The sequence below is a fragment of the Streptomyces sp. NPDC101166 genome (assembly GCF_044768125.1).
Taxonomy (GTDB): Bacteria; Actinomycetota; Actinomycetes; order Streptomycetales; family Streptomycetaceae; genus Streptomyces.
This window is the reverse complement of the sequence record NZ_JBIWPF010000001.1, coordinates 467,721-488,028: the sequence shown is the minus strand read 5'-3', so window position 1 is coordinate 488,028 and position 20,308 is coordinate 467,721. Positions and strand designations below refer to the sequence as shown.

15 protein-coding genes are annotated in these 20,308 nt (G+C 75.8%); 2 read left to right on the top strand and 13 right to left on the bottom strand.

What is annotated here, in order from left to right; genetic code table 11:
- Positions 1 to 98: 98 nt before the first annotated feature.
- The 3 genes from ACIRS4_RS02165 to ACIRS4_RS02155 form a co-directional block, all read right to left on the bottom strand.
- Entirely contained in the window at positions 99 to 2,744 is a 2,646-nt protein-coding gene (locus ACIRS4_RS02165) for a hypothetical protein (protein ID WP_404188639.1), read from the bottom strand.
- A complete protein-coding gene (locus ACIRS4_RS02160; RefSeq protein ID WP_404188636.1) occupies positions 2,741 to 5,875 on the bottom strand; it encodes a tubulin-like doman-containing protein in 3,135 nt (1,044 codons plus the stop codon). The genes ACIRS4_RS02165 and ACIRS4_RS02160 overlap by 4 nt, the downstream gene beginning before the upstream one ends.
- Positions 5,876 to 5,959: 84 nt before the next feature.
- Complete coding sequence (locus tag ACIRS4_RS02155; RefSeq protein ID WP_404188634.1) at positions 5,960 to 8,314, bottom strand: VWA domain-containing protein; 2,355 nt, start codon at positions 8,312 to 8,314, stop codon at positions 5,960 to 5,962.
- A 412-nt stretch (positions 8,315 to 8,726) separates the two neighbouring features.
- Here ACIRS4_RS02155 and ACIRS4_RS02150 point away from each other — a divergent pair, with 412 nt between their 5' ends.
- Together ACIRS4_RS02150 and ACIRS4_RS02145 are read left to right on the top strand one after the other, a co-directional pair.
- Positions 8,727 to 9,248 (top strand): DUF1360 domain-containing protein, encoded by a 522-nt coding sequence (locus tag ACIRS4_RS02150; RefSeq protein ID WP_404188631.1) that lies wholly within the window; start codon positions 8,727 to 8,729, stop codon positions 9,246 to 9,248.
- A gap of 17 nt (positions 9,249 to 9,265) precedes the next feature.
- Positions 9,266 to 9,433: a hypothetical protein gene (locus ACIRS4_RS02145; RefSeq protein WP_404188629.1), complete on the top strand. Its 168-nt coding sequence runs from the start codon at positions 9,266 to 9,268 to the stop codon at positions 9,431 to 9,433.
- Here ACIRS4_RS02145 and ACIRS4_RS02140 read toward each other — a convergent pair.
- The 10 genes from ACIRS4_RS02140 to ACIRS4_RS02095 are packed head-to-tail and all read right to left on the bottom strand — an operon-like array spanning position 9,364 to position 20,104.
- Complete coding sequence (locus ACIRS4_RS02140) at positions 9,364 to 10,395, bottom strand: glycosyltransferase family 9 protein (RefSeq protein ID WP_404189755.1); 1,032 nt, start codon at positions 10,393 to 10,395, stop codon at positions 9,364 to 9,366. The two genes, ACIRS4_RS02145 and ACIRS4_RS02140, sit on opposite strands and share 70 nt — an antisense overlap.
- A 35-nt stretch (positions 10,396 to 10,430) precedes the next feature.
- Positions 10,431 to 11,927 (bottom strand): D-glycero-beta-D-manno-heptose 1-phosphate adenylyltransferase, encoded by a 1,497-nt coding sequence (rfaE2, locus tag ACIRS4_RS02135; RefSeq protein ID WP_404188627.1) that lies wholly within the window; start codon positions 11,925 to 11,927, stop codon positions 10,431 to 10,433.
- Positions 11,924 to 12,577, bottom strand: a complete 654-nt coding sequence (locus tag ACIRS4_RS02130) for an SIS domain-containing protein (protein ID WP_404188624.1) — start codon at positions 12,575 to 12,577, stop codon at positions 11,924 to 11,926. Before ACIRS4_RS02130 ends, rfaE2 begins: the two co-directional genes overlap by 4 nt.
- Positions 12,574 to 13,842: a glycosyltransferase gene (locus ACIRS4_RS02125; RefSeq protein WP_404188621.1), complete on the bottom strand. Its 1,269-nt coding sequence runs from the start codon at positions 13,840 to 13,842 to the stop codon at positions 12,574 to 12,576. Before ACIRS4_RS02125 ends, ACIRS4_RS02130 begins: the two co-directional genes overlap by 4 nt.
- A complete protein-coding gene (locus tag ACIRS4_RS02120) occupies positions 13,839 to 14,801 on the bottom strand; it encodes a glycosyltransferase (protein WP_404189752.1) in 963 nt (320 codons plus the stop codon). Before ACIRS4_RS02120 ends, ACIRS4_RS02125 begins: the two co-directional genes overlap by 4 nt.
- A 2-nt stretch (positions 14,802 to 14,803) precedes the next feature.
- Positions 14,804 to 15,811, bottom strand: a complete 1,008-nt coding sequence (locus ACIRS4_RS02115; RefSeq protein WP_404188619.1) for a glycosyltransferase family 9 protein — start codon at positions 15,809 to 15,811, stop codon at positions 14,804 to 14,806.
- Complete coding sequence (locus ACIRS4_RS02110; protein ID WP_404188616.1) at positions 15,808 to 16,389, bottom strand: D-glycero-alpha-D-manno-heptose-1,7-bisphosphate 7-phosphatase; 582 nt, start codon at positions 16,387 to 16,389, stop codon at positions 15,808 to 15,810. Before ACIRS4_RS02110 ends, ACIRS4_RS02115 begins: the two co-directional genes overlap by 4 nt.
- Positions 16,386 to 17,423 (bottom strand): glycosyltransferase family 2 protein, encoded by a 1,038-nt coding sequence (locus tag ACIRS4_RS02105; RefSeq protein WP_404188613.1) that lies wholly within the window; start codon positions 17,421 to 17,423, stop codon positions 16,386 to 16,388. Before ACIRS4_RS02105 ends, ACIRS4_RS02110 begins: the two co-directional genes overlap by 4 nt.
- Entirely contained in the window at positions 17,420 to 19,054 is a 1,635-nt protein-coding gene (locus ACIRS4_RS02100) for a carbamoyltransferase (protein ID WP_404188611.1), read from the bottom strand. The genes ACIRS4_RS02105 and ACIRS4_RS02100 overlap by 4 nt, the downstream gene beginning before the upstream one ends.
- A gap of 33 nt (positions 19,055 to 19,087) precedes the next feature.
- Positions 19,088 to 20,104 (bottom strand): NAD-dependent epimerase/dehydratase family protein, encoded by a 1,017-nt coding sequence (locus tag ACIRS4_RS02095; protein WP_404188608.1) that lies wholly within the window; start codon positions 20,102 to 20,104, stop codon positions 19,088 to 19,090.
- Between the last annotated feature and the right edge of the window lie 204 nt (positions 20,105 to 20,308).

Here is a 20,308-nt window from a genome sequence, read left to right as displayed (position 1 = left end):
CTCGCCCACCGCCCCGGGCCCGCCCTCCGGGCGGACGGCGCCGGTTCCGGAACACGCCCCCGCGCCGCCCCCTCCGCGGCCGCCGTGGGTCGCGGGGCTCACCCGGCGCCCCCCGTCGTGTCGCCCCCGCCGCGTGCGGAGGGTTTGCCGGGCTGGGGGCGGCCGCCCGGGCGCTGTCCGCCGTCGCGGGCGCCGGGGAGCCGGTCGCCCTGCCGGGGCGCGGCCCCCACGCCGCCGGCCGACTCGTGGCCGTCGGACCAGGACAGGCGGACCGAGCGCTCCGCGAGCGGGACGAGGCGCAGCAGGCCGGCGAAGCGGCCCGTGGCCGTCCACACGATGTCCGGCAGTCCGGCCTCCGGCACGCTCGTCCACCGGGTGCGCGGCTCGGCCCGCCCGTCTGTCGTCCCGCGCGCACCGCTCGGCGCGTTCTCCACGGCCTTCCAGAACGAGCTCTGCATCGCCTGTGGCACGAACCCGAAGTGCCGTGTCGCGTCCGGCGCCCGGTCGAGCATCCGCAGCTGCCCCGGGGAGCACAGATGCAGGGCGTCGTCGTGATGGCCCGGCAGGAGCACGCCGACCACGCGCTGCATGTCCACGCCGACGAGACTCGCCGGGTCGGGCCGGCTCACCGAGGCCAGGGCGAAGCGGGGCGCGGGGGCGGTGCCGACCCGGGCCAGCTGGTGCTGGTACTCGAAGATCAGCTCGCCGGTGCGGGCGGCCACCGGCAGGGCGGTGACGGTGGCGGGATCGCGCAGAACCAACGGCCAATAGGGGGTGAGGACTTCGGCCATGAGGTCCGACAGGTCGCCGATGACCGTGTCGAGCAGCGCCCGCCCGGCCTGGCCCACGTGCTCGACGGCGAAGGGTGAGCCGCCCCGCCCGTCCACGGTTCCGCCGCCCGGCGCGATCCCTCGTGGCGCCGGGCCCCAGTCGGGCCCGGCCCGGCCTTCCAGCTGCTCCCCGAACTCGGCGAGGGTCGCACAGCCCGCCTCGAGGAGCGCGGCGACAGCCCGCGCCTGGTCGGAGGCGGCCGCCCGGGCGTCCGCGAGCAGCCAATACTCGAACACGCCGTCGTCGAGCGCCTCGCCGAGCCGCTCCGCCGCCAGGGCGGCGGCGTCGAGCCGTACCCGTCGCCGCCAGTCCGCCACCGCGGCCGCCCACAGGCTGTGACCGGCCTGCACGGCCGCCGCGCCGGCCGCCACCGCGAGCAGCGGCGCGCACCAGAGGGGCATCGTCACCGCGGCCCGGGCGGACAGGCCCACGACGCATCCGGCGGCCCACCCCCCGGCGAGCACGCCCAGCGTCCGCCGGGGGAGCCCGGCCCACGGCGGACCGTCGGACGCCTCGTCCGCCGGTCCCGCGAGGAGGGTCCACCCCACGGTGCCGGCGAGGAGAAGCAGCAGCAGCCCCGAAACCAGCGGCCACCACGGCGCGACGGCGGCCGTCGACGCGGCGAGGGCCGCCCAGCCGGCGGCCCGGCCGGCCCCGGCGCCCACGGCGAACGCGGGCGGCCGGATCAACGGGGCCAGCACGCCGTCGGGGCAGACCTGGTGGATCCGCTCGATCTGGGCCGCGCTCCCGGACGGCACGGTCGAGTTGGTGAACTCGCGCAGCCAGGAGACGATCTCCGGCAGCGGACGCCGTCTCTCCAGCCGGGTCAGCACCTGCTGCCGCAGAGCAGCCCCGACCTCCTCGGGCCGAGTGCCCGGGACCAGCGGAAGCCGCACGCCGAGCCGCAGCAGATGGTCCCGCGCCTCCGCGTCGATGCCCGCGCGCCCGTCGACCCACTCGAAGGTCTGCTCGATGGTGCGCCGGTGCTCGGCGAGCCGGTGGCCGGCCTCCCGTACCGCGTCGAGAGCCTCCCGGACCCCCGTGTCACGCCCCAGCCAGCCCCGCCGGCCGCTCAGCTCCGCCAGACGCAGACCCGCCCGGCGCATGCCCTCGACGGTCTGCCGGTGCGACTGCCGCAGCGGGCTGTCCTCCGGCAGACAGTCCTCCGAAGAGAGGTCCTCGGGGTCCGCGGTCCCCGCGAGGACGGCCAGCGGCCCCTCCGGCGGGGCGGGGCTCGTCACGGCGGTGGGTGCGCCGGTGCAGTACTCCAGGGCCTGCACCTGCGTCCGCAGCAGCTCCTCCTCCGGCACCTCGTGGATCAGCAGCCGCAGCGCCGGGCTCGCCACCGCGGACGGCAGTTCGTGCAGGGTGCCCACCGTCTCGTCGAACACCTCGGCCACCTGGAGCAGTTCGACGAGCGGGTCCAGTCCGCCGAGGTCGTTCTCCGCGGCTCCCGTGTCGGTCAGCGCGGGCGCCCCGCTCTGCCCGGGGCGCCAGCCGATGCCCCGTACGTCCCCCACCCACACCGTCGCGGCCAGCGGCGGGCGCAACTGCACCGGAAGCGCCAGCACATGCGACTCCTGGTACGGCTCGTCCGCCGTGTCCGCATCGTCGACCACGTCGGCCGCGTCGGCCGCCGTACGCGGCGGACGGCCGGGCGGCGGGCCCACCGCGAGACAGAGCACCGCCGACACCCCCGGGTGGGAGCAGATGCGCTCGTAGGCCTCCTCGTGGGCGACGAGGTCGGCGGCCGTGTCGATGACCAGGACCCGGGAGACGTCGGCCGCTCGCACCCGCGCCTCGCGCATCGTCTCCCGGAAGCGCTCGTCGAGCGCCGCCGCGGTCCCGACGTGGTCCAGGCCCCGGCGCAGGTCGATGCAGACGACCAGACGGTCCCGGTGCGGTGTGCTCACTGGCCGGCCTCCTCACCGAGCGCGTGGTGCAGCTTGCGCAGCGTCCAGCCCTGGAGCCGGTGCGCCCGGGGGAACGGCAGGTCCAGGGCCTCCTGGAAGGTCTCCGTCCAGAACGCGCGCAGTTCCGCGCGGTGCGCCGGATCCTGGTCCACCGGCCAGGGCGACCGCCCGACCAGCAACTCGGCCTGCTGCGCAGCCACCTTGTCGACGAGGGTGCGGAAGAGCCCGGACGGCGCCACCGGCGTGCCCTCCAGGCCCAGCGGCGTGGTGGCCATCAACTGCTCGCAGAACGCGTCGCGGATGCCTCCGCTGTCCTCCCCCAGGGTCCAGGACTCGTACGCGCGCAGCAGCCCGCCCCAGCTCGACAGTCCGGGGCCGGGCGACTCGAGCGCGCACACCATGGCCGCCGACTCCCGGTCCCGCAGACCGACGCGCACACGCTTCGGGCTGGTCACGTCCCCGAACACGGTCACCTGGTCGTTCCACAGCGCGCACAGCAGACGGTGCAGGATGTGCCGGCGGTCCTGCGCCGTCCCCATCAGGAAGTCGGACTCGTGGCCCAGCCGGTGCCGCCAGCGCAGCAGGTCGCCCGGCTGCTCCGCGCCCAGCGCCTCCGCCCACAGGGTCAGCGTGCCGCGCACCTCCGGCACTTCGGTCAGGCTCATCGAGCTGCGGAACAGGATGACGGTGACCGACTCGGTGGACACCGGACGGAACTCGATCTCCCGCTCGTTGTCCCTGGGCAGCCGCATCTCCCGCTCCAGGAAACGGCGCACCGCGGAGTCGGTGGACGTGGCCGGGTAGACGATCAGCACCTTCAGCTTCCCCCGGCCCTCGGGGGAGAAGCCCACCGGCAGCAGCGAGGCCAGCTTGTGCCGGCACTGCTCCACGGCGTCCTCGCCGATCTGCAGCCCGTCCCCGGCGGCGGACGCCGCGAGCAGCGTGCCCAGCGAGGGCAGCAGCGGACGCTGCCCCACCCCGCCGGACTCCCCGAACAGACGCTTCACCCGGTTCTGCAGATGGTCCTTGACGATCGACACCGACCTACGCGGATCCACCCGCGCCTCCGTGAACGCGGCCCGCCACCGCTCGGCGCCGATCAGATGCCCCAGCAGCGCCTCCTCGCCGTCCGTCTCCCGCAGCCCCTCGGCGAGCAGCAGACGGTGCACGACGGCCTCGTAGAAGGAGACCAGGTCGTTCTGCGGCGGCAGCAGGTACGACACTCCGGTGCGCGGCCGGTACAGCTGCCGGGTCCGCTGGGTGAACGAGGTCTGCTCGTCGTCGGCCTGCTCCTGGAACGCGCCGCTCAGCGCGTCCAGTTCGGCGCGCAGCGCGGACAGCGTGCGGTCCCAGCGCGGGGCGTGGTCGGCCCAGTGCCGGTGCCAGACCCGCCGGCACTCCCACTGGTACCAGGCGTCCTGCTCCTGGAGGGCCTGCACGACCTCGGCGTCGCCCCATCTCAGCTTCACCAGCCCGGCCATGCGGTCCTTGATGTTCCTCGGCTGCGGCGGACCCACGCTCAGGCCGGGCGGGCGCTCCGGTTCCCGGCCGCGGTTGTGCAGCAGCCCGGCGAAACCGGCACGGGCCAGCCGGTCCTTGGCGGCGGGCTCGCCCAGCACCACCTGGCGCAGCCTCGGCACGTCGACACGGCCGAGGAGTTCGCGCACTCCCCGGAACGGGTCGAAGGCGGTGGCGAGTTCGGAGACCTGCTGGCGCAACTGGCGGTCGAGGTCGCCGAGCGCGTCGTCCATCGCGCTCTGCCGCGCCGCCAGCGCCTCCAGCACGGCCCGCGCCCCGGTGGCCGGGCGCGGCTCGCTGAACGGCGGGCTCGGGCGCGTCCACAGCTGGTCCAGGTGGGACGCGGCGAAGAATTCGCGGATCAGCTCGCGCTGGGCGGCGTCGTGCGTCGCCGGATGGTAGGCGCGGCGCTTGAGCGCGGTGGCCAGCAGCCGGGACGCCACCAGTTCGGCCAGTTCGTCGACGGGGACGGCCATGGAGGCGACCAGGCTCGTGGAGACGCCGCGGTTGCCGATGCCGGTCGGGGCGACGGCGGCCCGTTCCACGTTGGCGTTGATGAAACTGTCGGCGAACGACTGGTAGAGGTTGTCGCCGTCGCGGATCCGGCTGTCGTCCTCGCCGAGCTCCGTGCCCAGCAGGGACATCACCAGGGACACGATGGAGCGGTGCAGGTCCTCGCGTTCGATGCCGGAGGTGCGGGAGAACAGGAACGCCGTCTGCGTCGTGGAGGGCCGCATCCGCACCGAGACGCCGCCCGGGTACTCGACGCAGAGCTGGCCGGTGCTGCCGACGTCGTCCAGGTTGTCGTCGGCGTCGGGCGCGTTCTGGTCGTCGACGAGACGGAACAGGTCCACCAGGGCGCGGCCCGCGTTGAGCCGGGCCGCGCGGCCCCCGCCCCGGCCGTCGTCGAAGGCGGACGGCATGACCACCAGCGGATAGATCCGTACCCGGTAGCGGGCCTCCTCGAAGGCGTGCCCGAGCAGATGGAGGTAGTCGTAGAAGATGCCCGCGCCGGTGCCGCCCGCGACGGAGAAGGCGACGAACACGTCGCAGCTGTCGGCGAGCGAGCCGCCGAGCGAGGTGAGGTCGCCACCGGACTTGCTGATCAGGGAGATCGCCTCGCGCAGCGGGTTCAGCGCGGGCCCCAGACCCCCACGGAAGGTCTCGAACAGGGCCGCCCGGCCCACGGCGGGCAGCTGGCCCGCGCCCCGGATCAGCGGGGCGACGCGTGGCTCGCCCTGGCGTGGGGGCACCCAACGGCACAGCGGACCGGGCAGGTTGGTGCGCAGACTGCGGGCCACCTCGGGGTAGGAGTCGAAGCGCGGCAGCAGTCCGAACGTGGCCCGGGCCGTCCTGCCGTAGGCGGCCTTGAGCAGGCCGTCGGCCCGCATGTGCGGCAGCCGGCTCAACTCGGCCTCGTTCAGGTCCGCGTAGACGAACTGAAGGCAGTCGGGCAGCTGGTAGGGGAGCAGCGGGCGGCCGCGCAGCGCGGGGAAGAGGGCCGTTCCGTCGGGGCCGCACAGCGCTTCCCGCAGCCGGTTCTCCAGCTCGGCGCCGATGAGGCACCCGGTGCCGCCCAGCCCCACGAACAACATAGGCTGGTAGATCTTCATCCAACTCCCCCTCGTGCGCGGCCGTGTGGGCGCCCGTCTTGGTCGCGCGGCCGTTCATGGCCGTCCCGGCGGTCGGGCACCGGGTCAGAAAGCGTCGTCATAGGGCTGTTTCGCGGACATCGGCTCGGGCGGCGGCGCGCCCGTCGCGCCGGACCGCCGACGCCGGCCCCGGGCGGCCGACGCCGCAGCGGCCTCCGCCGTCGCGGCGGAGGACCTGCGGCCGGGGCCCCGCCGGGGCGCGGGGGCCGTGGAGCGGGTGTCGGCGAACCCCAGCGCGAGCCCGTCCCGCAGCGCGGCGGTCCGCCCGCGCGGGACGGTGAGCCGCTCCCCGTCCGGCGTCCTGACGGCCAGGCCGTCGCGGAAGCGCCGCGCCCGGTAACGACCGGGGGAGTCGTCGAGGAACAGCCGGGGCGCTCCGCCCGCCGAGCGCACCTGGAACCCGAACTCGGCTCCGCCGCCGGCCGGTGCCCGCAATCGGCTGCGTTCCGCGCCATGCTGATGGAGGATCAGCTGAAGGGTGGAGACGTCCCGGCTCCTGCGCCGCCCCTGCCAGCGCAGCGCGAGGACGAGGGCCAGCAGGGCGAGCACCGCCGAACCGACGCCCACCGCGGGCGCGTTGCGCTCCAGGAACCCGGGCCGGGGCACCACCTGGAGGATCAGGAAGGACTGCGCCACGGGACGGCCCCGCTCGTCCCGCAGCGAGACCGTGCCCGGCACCGGACCGGTCGGCGCGTCCTCGGCGAAGCGCAACGTCAGCGGTACGGAGAGCTGCTGGCCTGCGCCGACCCTCACCTGCTGAGGGCTGATCGTGAAGGACACCCGGTCCCCGGCGTCGGCGAGCACCACGCGCACGGTGCGGGCGGCGCTACCGGAGTTGTGCACCTTGACCAGCCCGCGCGCCGTCCCTCCTGGCTCCACCCGGCGGTCCTCGAACTGCACGGACCCGGCGAGCGGGGAGAGCGGGTCGGGCGGGGTGGTCCGGTAGGGGCGTTCGTCGCCCGTGATCCCCTCGCCCACCATGTGCCCGACGAACTCCAACTCGCCGTCCGCGGCCGCCGGCACCGTCACCGTGCCCGAGAACTCCCCGTCGCCCGCGGCGTGGTCCGGTGGGCGACCGTCGTCCGTGAGCCGGGTCTCGACCGGGGTGAAGCCCTTGCCGGTGAGGCTCACCGAGACGCCGATGCCCGCGAGTTGCCCGGGGTCGGTGAGGCGTGCGTCCCGCGCGGTCTGCAACAGCACGTGCACGGCGGCCTTCTGCCCCGGAGCGGGAGACGGCGGGTCGAGGACGATGAACGAACGCAGTACGCCCTGCCACAGGGCGGTGGCGCTGACCTGCTGGCCGGCCGAGCCGCCCAGCACCTCCACATGGACCCGCCAGGTCCCCGGGTGCGGATCGCGGATTCGCAGGGACTCCACCGGGCCGTCCTGACCGACGAGTTCGAACGCGGAGCCGTGCGCCGAGCCGCGCAGAGGGACCTTGCGGCCCTCGGGGTCGTAGTAGGTGACGGCCACCGCCTCGGGGCGTTCCTTCACCACCACGATGGAACCGTCGCTGGCCACCGGCGGGATGGTGACGCTGAGATCGGCGGTCGTGGTGACCGTGTCCTGCGCCTGGTCCGGACTGGTGCGGGCGCAGCGGGCTCCCGCGAAGGCCTGGAGGAGGGCCTTCGACACCGCGTCCGAGTCCGGTGTGACCCTGGCCCGCGGCCGGGCAGAGGGCAGTGCCGCGCACCGGGTCTGGTAGCCGCCGGAGGCCAGTGCGTCCAGCTGGGACCGGTCGATGCCGTCGCCGAAGCCGAGCGGCCAGATCTGCACCCTGTCGGCCCGCGCCTGGGCCACCGCGGTGGTGAGCGCCTTGGCGGCGTTGTCGTTGCGCCGGTCGGCGTCGGGGCCGTAGTTCGGGCTGTCGCGGACGTCGAGCCGGCCGTCGGTGAGCAGGAAGAGGATCTTCGGGGCGGCGGGTGCGGCGGCGTCCCCCGCCGTGCGGAGCATCGACAGGCCCTGGGTGATCGCCGCGGGGAAGTCGGTGCCGTTGCCCTCGGCCGCCGTGCGTGGCCGGATGCCGGAGACGCAGGTGCTCAGACGCTCCCGGCCCGCCGTGTCCGCCCTGGTGAGCGGGCAGACCACGTCCACGGGCCGCCGCCCCCGCTCGCTCTGGCTGCCGAAGCCCACGACGGCGGCGCGCGATCTCGGGGAGAACTCGCCGAGGGTGAGCATGGAGGCGGCCGCGCGCTCGGCGGTGACGTCCTGGGGGGAGAGGCTTCCGGACTCGTCGACGAGGACGACGAAGTCGACGGGTGCGGGGTCCGGCGCGGGCGCCGGGGCCGCGCGGCTCGGTGAGGCCGCGGGCAACAGCAGCAGACCGCACATCAGTGCCAACGACAGAACGAGGCGTCCGGCGTGACCCGGGAAACCGGCACAAGGGCGGTCCGTCTGCATGGGATCCCCCCTGGCCCCCGCTGGAAAAGAACTTCCTCGCATTTGTAGCACCGCGAGAAGACGTATCGTAAGAGACAGGCGCATTATCGTGCTTGCCTTCGGAAGGCTTATCCGAAAGGTCCCCGCATGGTTTGCCCGAGGTGGCAGGCTGGGGCGTCATGCCTGTTCAGGGGGTTCGACGAAGCGTCGGGGGCGGGTCGGCGACTTCCGGGAACGGTGATGTCGGGAGTGGCCGAAGTTTTTTGCCCGCGCCCGCCTTCTTATTCTTTCCCGGCGTTTATTGACCGATGATGATCAGTTTTTATTGCAGTCGTACCGGATCGCAGTCAGGGTTCGGGACGCGTGTGGTGCCGCGGGCCGGGGGAACTCGTCCCGCGCCATGCGGAAGGCCGAACGCGTTTCAGGAGGTGTCATGACCGCGGACGCCGCGCGCTACGAGGGCCGGGACCGGTCCGAGGACCGGAGCGACGGCCAGGAGGAGGTGCCGCTGCGCGGGTACGCGGCCCTCAGCGCCGCCTTCACCGCGAGCGTCGCCGTCTTCGCCGGCGTGGCGCGCCGCAAGGGCGTGCGACTGCCGGACGAGGTGCCCCCGTGGGACGTCGCCCTCATGGGGACGGCGGTGTACAAGACGTCGCGGCTGCTGTCCCGGGACAAGATCACCAGCTTCGTCCGCGCACCGTTCACCCGCCGCGGCTCCGACGCCCTGGCCGGCGAGGTCCTGGACGAACCCCGCGGCACCGGCGTGCGGCGCGCCGTGGGGGACCTGGTCTCCTGCCCGTTCTGCGTCTCCGTCTGGGTGGCCGGCGCAGTGGTCGGCTCCTACGCCTGCGCGCCCCGGGCCACCCGCCTCGCCTGCGCCGGCCTGGGCGCGGTGACCCTCGCGGACTGGCTCCAGTACGCCTGGACCTGGACGCAGCAGACCACCGAGAACTGACGCCGGGAGTGAGCACCATGAGCGAGCACACGCCGTCCCAGGCCGAGGGCGAGCCGGAGGAGCCGGACGCCCGTGACACGACCGGACAGCCGTCCCCGGACCACCCCACGCCCTCTCAGGCCGAGGGCGACCGCGACGACGCCGACGACGCCGACGAGGGCGGCCAGGACGGCAGCGGTTCCTGATCCCGGGACCCCTCCAGCAGGCCGAGCGCCGCCGCCGCGACCTCGTCGACGCCGATGCGCATCAGCAAGGGGTCGGGCACGTCCCCGTGGGGGTCCCCGGGCGGTCCCGGCTTCCACAGCGCGCGGTGACGCCCCGAGCCGGGCGGCGGCCCCCACAGGTCTGGGGCGACCGGCCCGAACAGGGTGACGGAGGGCGTGCCGTGGGCGACGGCGAGGTGGGCGAGCCCGGTGTCGCCGCTCACGAGCAGCGCCGCCCCGCCGACCAGCGCCGACAGCTCCCCGAACGGCAGTCCGCCGCACAGCGCCTCCCGCGCCGGCAACCCGGCATGCCCCGCCACGCCCCGCACCAGCGCGTCCTCGCCCGGCCCGCCCGTGACGACGACACGCCGACCGGTGCCGCGCAGCCGCCGTACGAGCGCGGCGTAGCGCTCCACGGGCCAGCGCCGGGACGCGGACTCCGCCCCGGGGTGCACGACGACGGCGCCCGGCGCGGGCGACGCCGCGGTGGGCGGGGGCAGCCCTACGTCGTCGGGGTCGGCCGCGATGCCGTACGCGCCGAGGAATCGGCACCACCGCTCGCGTTCGTGCTCGTCCGCCCGCCACCGCGCGGGCCGGGGATCGGACCGGGCGAAGGCCAGCAGCCGCCCCGGGGCCAGCTCGGCGAGGGCGTCGCGGCTCTCGGGGCCCTTGCCGTGCAGGTCGATCGCGAGATCGGGCGGCGGCCCCGGCCAGTGCGCCAGCGACGGCACGCCCCGCCTCGCCGCCTCGGCAGGGAACACGGCGTCCACCGCACCGGTCGCCAGGGCGGCCTCCTCCAGCGCCGCGGGCAGCGCCAGCACGACACGGGCCCGGGGGAAAGCCCGGCGGATCCCCCGCAGGGCGGGCACCCCGGCCAGCAGATCCCCCAGCCCGAGCGCCCGCAGCACGAGCACACAGGGCGTCGCGGCCGGCACCTCTTCCACCGAGCCCGCCGGCCGTGCCCGGGCGCGCGGGTCGCTCACCCTCGCCGCCTCCCCCGGAAGCCTCTCGGCCGGTGCGGGGACAGCGCCGCCCGCTCCGCGAGGCCGGTCGTCGAACGGCCGTCCAGGTAGGGGAGGAGGACGACCTGGCCTCCCCAGCTCTCCACCAGGGACGCCTCCGGCAGCCGCTCCAGCGCGTAGTCGCCGCCCTTCGCCCAGACGTCCGGCCGCAGCTCGCCGAGCAGTCGCTCCGGAGTGTCCTCCTCGAACACGGCGACCGCGTCCACGCACTCCAGGGCGCGCAGCACCCTCACCCGGTCCGCGACCGGCACCAACGGCCGTCCGCCGCCTTTGCGGCGTCGCACGGACGCGTCCGAGTTGACGCACACGACCAGGCAGTCACCGGCGCGGCGGGCCGCCTGGAGCAGGGCGACATGGCCGGCGTGCAGCAGGTCGAAACAGCCGCCCGCCGCGACGACGGTCCCGCCGGCCGCCCGCACACGCGCCGCCGTCCGCAGGGCGTCGTCGGCGGCCCGGGGAGCCTTCTCGGCCGTCGGAACCGTCGTCGCGGCGGTCTCGACGAGCGAGCGGACGCCGCCCTGGGCGACGTACCGGGTGGCCTCGTGCACGGCCTCGCGCACCGCCGCCTCGGTCAGCTCACCGTCGGCGAGGAGGCCGGCGGCGGTGGCGGCGAAGCGGTCCCCGGCGCCGCAGGCGTCGCCCTCGGCCGTCACCGGCGCGGGCACCAGCAGCGGCGTCTCACCGTGCGAGAGCAGTGCGCCGCGTCCACCGAGGGTGACGGCCACGGACACGGCCCGCCACGCGCGAAGCAGCACGTCGGCGTCACGAACCGCAACCCGCAGCTCCCGCCCGCGGCCCTGGCCGTCCCCGGCCGTCGTAAGCGTCGCCGCCGCCCGCGGCCGACCGCTCCCGGCAGCGGGCTCGTCCGCGCTCTCCAGCCCTGCGGCGAACGCGTGCGCCTCGCTCGCCGCCGGCGTCACGAGGCGTACGCCCGGCACGGGGGGTTCGCCCCGGGGGTGCGGGTCCCAGACGACGGGGACCCGTGCGGCGGCCGACCGCAGGGGCTCGCGGAGCGCGCTCGCGGCGCCCCGGCCGTAGTCGGCGACCAGGATCGCGCCGGCCTCGGCGACGGCGTGGCGGGCCTCGTCCGTCGCCTCACCGGCCCGGCCCTCGCCGTCGTCCAGGCGCAGCAGCGGCGTGCCCCCGGCGAAGACACGGGTCTTGCTGGGCAGCGCCCCGGCCAGCGGCAGCCGCACCAGCCGCACCCGTCCGTCCAGCAGCCGTTCCAGCGTCGCGCTGGCCTCGTCGCCACCCAGCGCGGTGACCAGGGTGACCGGCCGGCCGTCGGCGGCGGCGAGGAGCGCGGCGAGCGCCGCGCCGCCCGGCCGGGAGACACGCCGTGCGCCGCTGACGACCGGGACCGGCGCGTCGGGGGCCAGCCGCTCCGCCCGCCCGCACAGGTCGTGATCGAGCAACGCGTCCCCGACGACGAGCAGCGGCGCCCGGGCGCTCATCCGCCGCCCCCGCCCGTCACGGGCCCCGGCCCGGCGTTCCAGCGGCCGCGGGGCGTCGCTCTCCCCTCGACCGCCGCGCGGCGCTCCACACTCCGGTCGAAGGACTCGCAGAGCATGTGCACGGCCACCAGGTGCAGTTCCTGGACCGTGGCGGCGGCCGCCGCCTCCACGCACAGCGCGTCGTCGGCGGCCCCTTCCAGCGGGTTGGGCGCGGGCCCGGTCAGCGCCCACACGGTCATCCCGAGCCGGCCCGCCTCCTTCGACGCCACGAGCAGGTTCGCGCTCGCGCCGCTGGTGGACAGCAGCATCAGCACGTCCCCGGCCCGGCCGTGCGCGGCGACCTGCCGGGCGAAGATCTCCTGGACGCCGTAGTCGTTGGCGATGGCCGTGGTGGAGGAGGTGTCCGCGTGCAGGGAGAGCGCCGAGTACGGCGGCCGGTCGTCGCGGTAACGGCCGACCAGCTCGGCGGTCAGGTGCTGGGCCTGCGCGGCGCTCCCGCCGTTTCCCGCGACGAGCAGCCGCGATCCCGCCCCCAGCCGGTCGGCGAGCGCGCCTCCCCAGCGCCTCACCACGGGGGCGGCGTACTCGCGGAAGCCTTCCAGCGCCTTCATCAGGTCGTCGCAGTGCGTGACTCCGGTGCCGAGCCTCATCGGACCACTCCCGACAGTGAGGGGACGCAGGACACGGCGCCGTACACCCGCGACACGCCGTCGGCGACGCGGTCCCAGGTGTAGCGGGCGAGGACCCGGCGCCGGCCCGCCGCCCCGTACCGGGCGAGCCGCTCGGGGTCCTCGAGCAGACGGTTCACGGTGTCCACGAGATCCTGGTCGCGGCCGCCGTCCGACGCCGCGCCGGGCGTCGCCTCCGGCGCGACGTGCACGCCCGTGAGATCGTCCACGACGGTGTCGAGCTGCCCGCCGACCGCCGTGGCGACGACGGGAGCGCAGCACGCCATCGCCTCGACCGGGACGATCCCGAACGGCTCGTACCTGGGCAGGGAGAGCACCAGGTCCGCCTCGGACATCAGCCGGGGCATGCGCGTGGGACCCACCCCGCCCAGCAGGGTCACCCGGTCGGCCACCCCGCACTGCTCGGCGACGGCCCGCAGCCGCTCCGCCTCGGGCTCGGCGCCCAGCAGGGCGGCCTCGGGACCGCCCGCGACGACCAGTTCGGCCCCGGGGACGCCGGCCAGGGCGCGGATCGCCCGGTCGAAGCCCTTGCGGGGCACCAGCCGGCCGACCGAGAGCAGCCGCCGGGCGGTCGACGCGGACCGCCGGCGCGCGCCGGCCACCGGGGCGAACAGCTCGGGGTCCACCCCGCAGGGCACCACCGAGACCCGGTCCCGGGGCAGTCCCATGGCGACCAGCTCGGCCACCTCGTCCTGGCAGGTGGCGATGATGCCCGAGCACTCCCGGCCGACCGCCGTCTCGATCGCCACGCGCTGCGGCGGACTCGTGTCGGCGGCCCCCTGGTGCCGCTTCTTCACCGTGCCGAGCGCGTGGTACGTCTGCACCACGGGCACTCCGAGTTCGCGTGCCCCGGCCATCGCCGCCATCCCGGACATCCAGAAGTGGGCGTGCACCACGTCCGGCGTGTCCGCCGCCCACTCACGCGCCAGCCACGCGCCGAACTCCGGCATGTACGGAAGGAGTTCGTCCTTGGGTATGGGGGCCGGAGGTCCGGCGGGCACATGAACCACCTTCACCCCGTCCGCGGTGGTGACCCGTTCCGGCAGTCCGGGGTCGTCGCGGCGCGTGTACACGACGACCTCGTGGCCCCGGCGGGCCAGCTGTGCGGCGAGTCGGGCCACGTACACGTTCTGTCCGCCCGCGTCCGGTCCGCCGAGCTCGGCCAGCGGGCTGGCGTGCTCGGAGACCATGGCGACGCGGCCGGCCGTCGGCTGGCTGGGGCTCATCGGGTGACCTCCTTGATCAGGCGCTCCCAGTCGTCCCGGAAACGCCGTTCTCCGTAGCGGGCCTGGACCGCGGCCCGGGCGGCCTCCCCCGTCGCGCGGGCGTACGCCGGGTCCGCGGTGAAGCGGCGGACGGCGTCCTCCAGCACGTCGATCCGGTTGGAGACCACTCCCGCCCCGTCCGGCACGGCCTCCCGCACCTCCGTGGCGTCCAGCGCCACCACCGGCATGCCGAGGAACATGGCCTCCAGCAGGGACAGCCCGAGCGACGTCCAGCGCACCGGGTGCAGGTACAGCCGGCAGCGGGCCATCGCCGGGTGCAGTTCGCCCTGGGGCAGGTCCCGGGTGCGGCAGCGGTCGGGCGGCAGCCCGAGACGGTCCGCGAGGCCCTCCGTGCGCATGCCGAAGACGTCCAGCGGCGCCGCGCGCGCGAAGGCGGGCAGCAGGTCCGTGCCGGTGGTCCGGCCCCGCCGCACCGGCTCGTTGACGACGACGGCGGCGCGCGGCTCCTCGCCGGTCCACAGGGGGCCGGGGTCGATGACGCCGTGCTCGATCACCGTGGTCGGGGCGCGGCCGTTGTCCCACATCAGCCGGTTGAAGTGGGTGACGTGGACGAGGGTGACGTCGGCGCGGCCGGCGAGGGGGTGACGGGTGTCGACGGCCGAGGCGTGCGGGCAGTTGTGCTCGACGTACACCGCCGGCACGTCGACGCCGGGGCGGCGGCCCGTCCACCGGTGGGCGAGCTCGATCTCGTGCGGCCGTTGCAGCACCATCAGGTCGATCGGCGCGTCGCGCAGCCCGCCGGGCGTCGTCTCCCGCACGGCGCCCGGCCACTGCCAGGTCCGGGCCCGCCCCAGCCCGTCCGGCCCGCGGTCGGGGGTCACCGGGACGAGGAAGGTGTACGGGCCCTGGACGAACGACGTCAGCCATGAGCCGTGCACATGCCAGACCAGGATGTTCATGCTCATGCGGTCTCCTCGATCAGTTTCCGCACCGCCTGCACCACGTCGTGGCCGGTGACCTCCTCCAGGCACGGGTGACCCGGCACCGGGCAGCGCCGGGCACGGCTGTCCGCGCACGACGCCGACTGGTCGCCGAGGAGCACACAGGGCACCCCGTACGGCGCCCACCGCTCCGCCGGCACGACCGGCGCGAACAGCGACACCACCGGGGTGCCGACCGCCGCCGCCAGATGGGCCGGCCCGGTGTTGCCGCACACCACGACGCCGGCGGCGCGCAACACGCCCGCGAGGGTGCGCGGCGGCGTCCTGCCGCCGAGGTCGACGCCCGCGTCGCCGCTCACCCGCCGGGTCAGGTCCCGCTCGCCGGGACCGCCGGTGACGACCACCCGGTGCCCCGCGTCCGCCAGGAGGGACACGGCCTCGGCGCAGCGCCCCGGACTCCACGCCCGCGCGGGCGCGCTCGCCCCCGGGTGGACGACGACATAGGGGCCGTCACCCGTGAGCGCGACGGTGTCGGGCGGCGGGAGGACGCGCAGCCGGCCGTCGTCCCCGGGAGGCGGGTGGAAGCCCATCGCGGCGGCCGTGTCGAGCGCGGCCTGCGCCTCGTGCCGCCCGGGCAGCCGCCGGTGGCGCACGTCGAGGAGGCTGCCGGGGGCGTCGGCGCTGTCGGCGCCGATCCTCGCGACCCCCGCCAGCCGCAGCACCAGGGCGGTCGGCAGCGGGCTCTGGTGGAACGAGGTGAGGATCAGCGCGGCGTCGTGCGCCCGGGCGCGCAGCCGCCGTACGAGGCCCTCGACGTCCGCCTCCGCCACCGGGGATGGGTCCACGCCCTCCCACGGCGCCGCCCACACGATCACCTCGTCCACGCCGGGCAGCAGCCGGGCGGCGGGCTCGCCGCGCGGTCCGCAGAGCATCGTCACCCCACGGGAGCGCGCGGCGACGGCGCGCACGGCGGGCCCGGCGAGCAGCACGTCGCCGAAGCTGTCGAGGCGCACGACCAGGGACCTCACGATCGGTCTCCCTCCGGGTGGGCCAGCAGCCGGCCGACCGCCGTGAGCAGGTCGGGAGCGGTCGCGGGCGCCGACGCCACCTCCCCCGGCAGCGTCGCCGGGGTGGGCACCAGCACGCCCCGGGAGCCCGCCGCGAGCGCGGCCCCCACATCGGCGCCGATGTCGCCGATCACCACGCAGTCCCGTGGATCGACGCCGAGCCGGCGGGCCGCCTCGATCACCAGCCCCGGCCGCGGCTTGCGGCAGGGGCAGCCGGCGTCGGGCAGATGGGGGCAGTACACCCAGACGTCCAGGCCGCCGAGCAGGACGTCCGCCCGGTCGTTGACCCGTCGGACGTCGTCGTGCGTGAGCAGACCGCGCCCGACGCCGGACTGGTTGCTGACCACGCCGGTCGCCACCCCCGCGGCCCGCAGCAGCGCGAGCGCCCGCCCGGCCCCCGCCACGGGCCGCACCGACGCGGGATCACCGTTGTACGGAACGTCCTCGACGAGGGTCCCGTCCCGGTCGAACAGCACGGCGGCGGGAGGCCGCGGGGACACGCACCCCACGGCCCGGCTCCCGGCGGGACGGCCGGTCATGGCGTGCCCTCGTGGGGGACGGCCGCGCGGTGGCGCAGCTGACCGTGCAGCCAGTGGCGGACGGCCGACGGCGGGATGAGCACGCTCGTGGAGAGCATGGTGGCGACCTCCCGCCGGGTCCGCGGGCCGGGGGCGATACGGGCCAGGGCGAACTCCGCCGTGCCCAGCGTCCACAGGGCGCCCGCGACGGCCGCGGCGCGCCGCCTGCCGGTCAGCGCGCAGACCGACGCGGTGAGCGCGGCGGCGGTCACCAGCACATGCCGGGGGAACCGGCCGCGGGGGGCCTCGGCGCGGGTCCACCAGTCGCGGCCGTGCAGCCGTGTCATCAGGACGTCGTCCGCGTTGCCCCGCTGGGCCCGCACCGACGCCCAGGGGTCCGAGGGCCGGACCGGGTGGAGGGTGGCGCGCCGTCCGCGGCACAGGCCCCAGCCGGCCGACCGGACCCGCAGCGCCAGGTCGGCGTCCTCCCGGAAGGCCCGGCGGAACCGCTCGTCGAAGCCGCCCACGTCGACCAGGGCGGCCGTCCGGTAGGCCATGTCGGCGGTGGCCCAGGTGGCCTCCTCCAGGCCGGCCGTGCCGCGCTCCCAGTCGGTGGGCCTGCGGTCCTCGGGAAGCGGGACGGACAGCCGGCCCTGCACACCGCCGGTGAAGGCGTCGGCCGCGCTCAGATCCTGCGCGAGGAGGCGGGACCAGCCGGGCAGGACCTGGACGTCGTCGTCGAGGAACACGGTCCACGGCGTGCCGACGGTGCGCCAGCCGGCGTTGCGTGCCGCGGCGGGCCCGCGCCCCCCGGTACGCAGGGTCCGCACCCGCCCGTACAGGGGGCCGGCCGCCGCGAGCGGCAGTTCCCCGACGCCGTCGGCCCGGTCGTCCACCACGACGACCTCCTCGGGCGGATGCCCGGTGGCGGCGGCGAGCGCCCGCAGGCAGCCGGCGAGGCAGGGCCGCCCGACGGTAGGCACGACGACGGAGTAGGCGGGGGCGTCCGCCGGGACCGGCGGCTGCTCCGGGCCCCTGCCCGAGGCCGGCGTCATGCGAACACCCGCCGGCGGCGGATCGCGAACGGGCCCAGCGCGAGCAGGTCCACCGGCGCGGAGCCGAAGCACTCCAGGGCGTCGCGCGGATCGTCGACCATCGGCCGGCCCGCGGTGTTGAGGCTGGTGTTGACCACCACCGGGAGCCCGGTGCGGCGTTCGAAGCCCTCGAGCATCCGCGCCACGAGCGGCTCGTCCACCTTGTCCACGGTCTGCACGCGCGCCGTGCCGTCGACGTGGACGACGGCCGGGATCCGCTTCCGCCAGCCGTCGGCGACATCGTGCACGAACAGCATGTACGGACTGGGCAGCGGCCCGTCGAACAGCTCCGCCGCCCGTTCGGCCAGCACCATCGGGGCGACCGGGCGGAACTCCTCCCGCCCCTTCACCGCGTTGAGCCGCTCCAGGTTCCCGGCCCGCCCGGGATGCGCCAGCAGCGAGCGGTGCCCGAGCGCCCGGGGCCCGTACTCGCTGCGCCCCTGGAACCAGGCCACGATCCCGTCCCGGGCCAGCTCCTCGGCGACCGTCTCGGCGATGTCGTCCGGCTCCTCGTACGGGACGGCGGCCCGCTCCAGCCAGGCGCGCAGCTCCGCGTCGCTCCAGCCGCGGCCCAGGGCGGCGGTCGGCATCGCCTCCACCGCCTCCTTCTGCTGGGCGACGTGCAGGGCCGCGCCGAGCGCGGTGCCCGCGTCCCCGGCCGCGGGCTGCACCCAGATCCGCTCGAACGGCCCGTCCCGGTGCAGCCGGGTGTTGGCCACGCAGTTCAGCGCCACCCCGCCCGCGAGGGTGAGCACGGCCTCGCCGGTACGGTCGTGCAGCCACCGGGCCAGCCCGAGCAGCACCTCCTCCAGACAGGCCTGCGCGCTGGCCGCGATGTCCGCGTGGGCCTGGGTCCAGGCGGACCCCGAGGGACGGGGCGGGACGAGGGACGCCCAGGGCACCGGACGGGTCCGGAAGCCGCCCTCGCCGTCGAGCGTCACGTACTCCCGCAACCGGTCGAGGAAGTGCGGCCTGCCGTAGGAGGCGAGCGCCATCACCTTGAACTCGTCGCTGCTGCGCAGGAAACCGAGGTGCTGGGTCAGCTCCTCGTAGAACAGGCCCATCGAGTGGGGCAGCGACTGCGCGCCCAGCACGGTCAGTTCACGGTTGGCGTAGCGGCCCGCGAGGTGGGAGCCGCACTCGCCGCGCCCGTCGAACACGAGCACCGCGCAGTCGGGGTGCGGGGACGCCTGGCCGGCCGAGGCGGCGTGGGCGATGTGGTGGGGGACGAAGCGCACCTTGGCGGGGTCGAGTCCGGGCAGCGCCTCGGCGAGGAACTCGGGGGAGCGGCGCGCGTACTCCTGGCGCAGGTGGTCGAAGGGGTCGTCCAGCCCCACCCGGTCGGCGGGAAGCGCGAGTCCGGGGTCGTAGGAGTAGGCGACGGCGTCCAGGTCGGACGGGTCGAGGCCGGTGTGCTCCAGGCACCAGCGGGCGGACAGCTCGGGCAGCTCCCAGGCGGAGAAGGGGACGGGGCGCTTGCCGTGTTTGCGTCTGCTGAAGCGTTCCTCCTCCGCGGCCGCCACGACCCGGCCGTCCAGGACGAGGGCGGCGGAGGGGTCGTGGAAGAGGGCGTTGATTCCGAGGACACGCATACGGGGCCTCCGTGGCGGCGTGGGGGAGACGTCTCAGGCCTGCGGGGTGGGCTCGCGGCCGGGCTCGTGCGCCGCCCGCGCCGGCTGCTTCGCGGCGAAGTAGGCGATCGTGTGCTTGACGCCCTCCTCCCAGGGCACCCTGGGAGACCAGCCCAGCAGCTCCCGGGCGAGGGCGGTGTCCGGGCGGCGGCGCTGAGGGTCGTCCACCGGGCGGTCGACGAACTCGATGCGGGAGGAGGACCCGGTCAGCTCCACCACCCGGCGGGCGATGTCCCGGACGGTCACCTCGTCGCTGCCGCCGATGTTCACCGGCCGCACCGAGTGGCTCGCGGCCACCAGCAGCACGCCCTCGACGGTGTCGTCCACGTAGCACAGCGACCGTGTCTGGCTCCCGTCGCCCGCCACCGTCAACGGCTCGCCCGACAGGGCCTGGCTGACGAAGGTGGGCACGGCCCGGCCGTCGTGCGCGCGCATCCGCGGCCCGTAGGTGTTGAACAGCCGTACGATCCCGGCGTCGGCGTCCCGGGCGCGCACATGCGCGGTGACCAGGGCCTCGGCGAACCGCTTGGCCTCGTCGTACACGCTGCGCGGGCCGACGGGGTTGACGTTGCCCCAGTAGTCCTCGCGCTGCGGATGCACCAGGGGATCGCCGTACACCTCGGACGTCGAGGCCAGCAGGAAGCGGGCGCCGTCGCGCTCGGCGACGGCGAGCATGGCGCGAGTGCCGAGACTGCCGACGTCGAGGGTCTCCAGCGGCAGCCGCAGGTAGTCGGCGGGGGAGGCGGGACACGCGAAGTGCAGCACCACGTCGTACGGACCCGCGAGGCGCCCCGGCGCGTCGGGGGCGCAGACGTCGCACTCGACGAGCCGGAAGCCGGGCCGCCCCAGGAGGTGGGCGACGTTCTCGTGTGAACCCGACACCAGGTTGTCCGCGCAGTCGACTTCGGCGCCTGAATCCAGCAGGCGCTCGCACAGATGACTGCCGAGGAAGCCGGCGCCGCCCGTCACCAGGGCACGATGCCAGGGCAGGCGGGGAGTCGCATCGGTCATGGAACGTCCTTCGGCCGCGGTCGAAAGCGCCGGGAAGCCCGGCGCACGGGGTCCGGTGCAGCGGGGAGACATGCCGGAGCGGGTCGGGGACGGGGCTGGGGCAGGGACGTGAGAGGGCTCGGGGCCGGGACGAAGAGGGGCGCTGATCCGCAGCGCCGTCCCGGGCGGGCCGCCGTGTTCCCGACGGCTGAGGGGTGACGGTTC

Coding starts and splice junctions, on each gene's coding strand:
- ACIRS4_RS02120 (WP_404189752.1), bottom strand. CDS start 14,801: ATGAACATCCTGGTCTGGCATGTGCACGGCTCATGGCTGACGTCGTTC.
- ACIRS4_RS02130 (WP_404188624.1), bottom strand. CDS start 12,577: ATGAGGCTCGGCACCGGAGTCACGCACTGCGACGACCTGATGAAGGCG.
- ACIRS4_RS02150 (WP_404188631.1), top strand. CDS start 8,727: ATGACCGCGGACGCCGCGCGCTACGAGGGCCGGGACCGGTCCGAGGAC.
- ACIRS4_RS02095 (WP_404188608.1), bottom strand. CDS start 20,104: ATGACCGATGCGACTCCCCGCCTGCCCTGGCATCGTGCCCTGGTGACG.
- ACIRS4_RS02125 (WP_404188621.1), bottom strand. CDS start 13,842: ATGAGCCCCAGCCAGCCGACGGCCGGCCGCGTCGCCATGGTCTCCGAG.
- rfaE2 (WP_404188627.1), bottom strand. CDS start 11,927: ATGAGCGCCCGGGCGCCGCTGCTCGTCGTCGGGGACGCGTTGCTCGAT.
- ACIRS4_RS02105 (WP_404188613.1), bottom strand. CDS start 17,423: ATGACGCCGGCCTCGGGCAGGGGCCCGGAGCAGCCGCCGGTCCCGGCG.
- ACIRS4_RS02145 (WP_404188629.1), top strand. CDS start 9,266: ATGAGCGAGCACACGCCGTCCCAGGCCGAGGGCGAGCCGGAGGAGCCG.
- ACIRS4_RS02110 (WP_404188616.1), bottom strand. CDS start 16,389: ATGACCGGCCGTCCCGCCGGGAGCCGGGCCGTGGGGTGCGTGTCCCCG.
- ACIRS4_RS02155 (WP_404188634.1), bottom strand. CDS start 8,314: ATGCAGACGGACCGCCCTTGTGCCGGTTTCCCGGGTCACGCCGGACGC.
- ACIRS4_RS02160 (WP_404188636.1), bottom strand. CDS start 5,875: ATGAAGATCTACCAGCCTATGTTGTTCGTGGGGCTGGGCGGCACCGGG.
- ACIRS4_RS02100 (WP_404188611.1), bottom strand. CDS start 19,054: ATGCGTGTCCTCGGAATCAACGCCCTCTTCCACGACCCCTCCGCCGCC.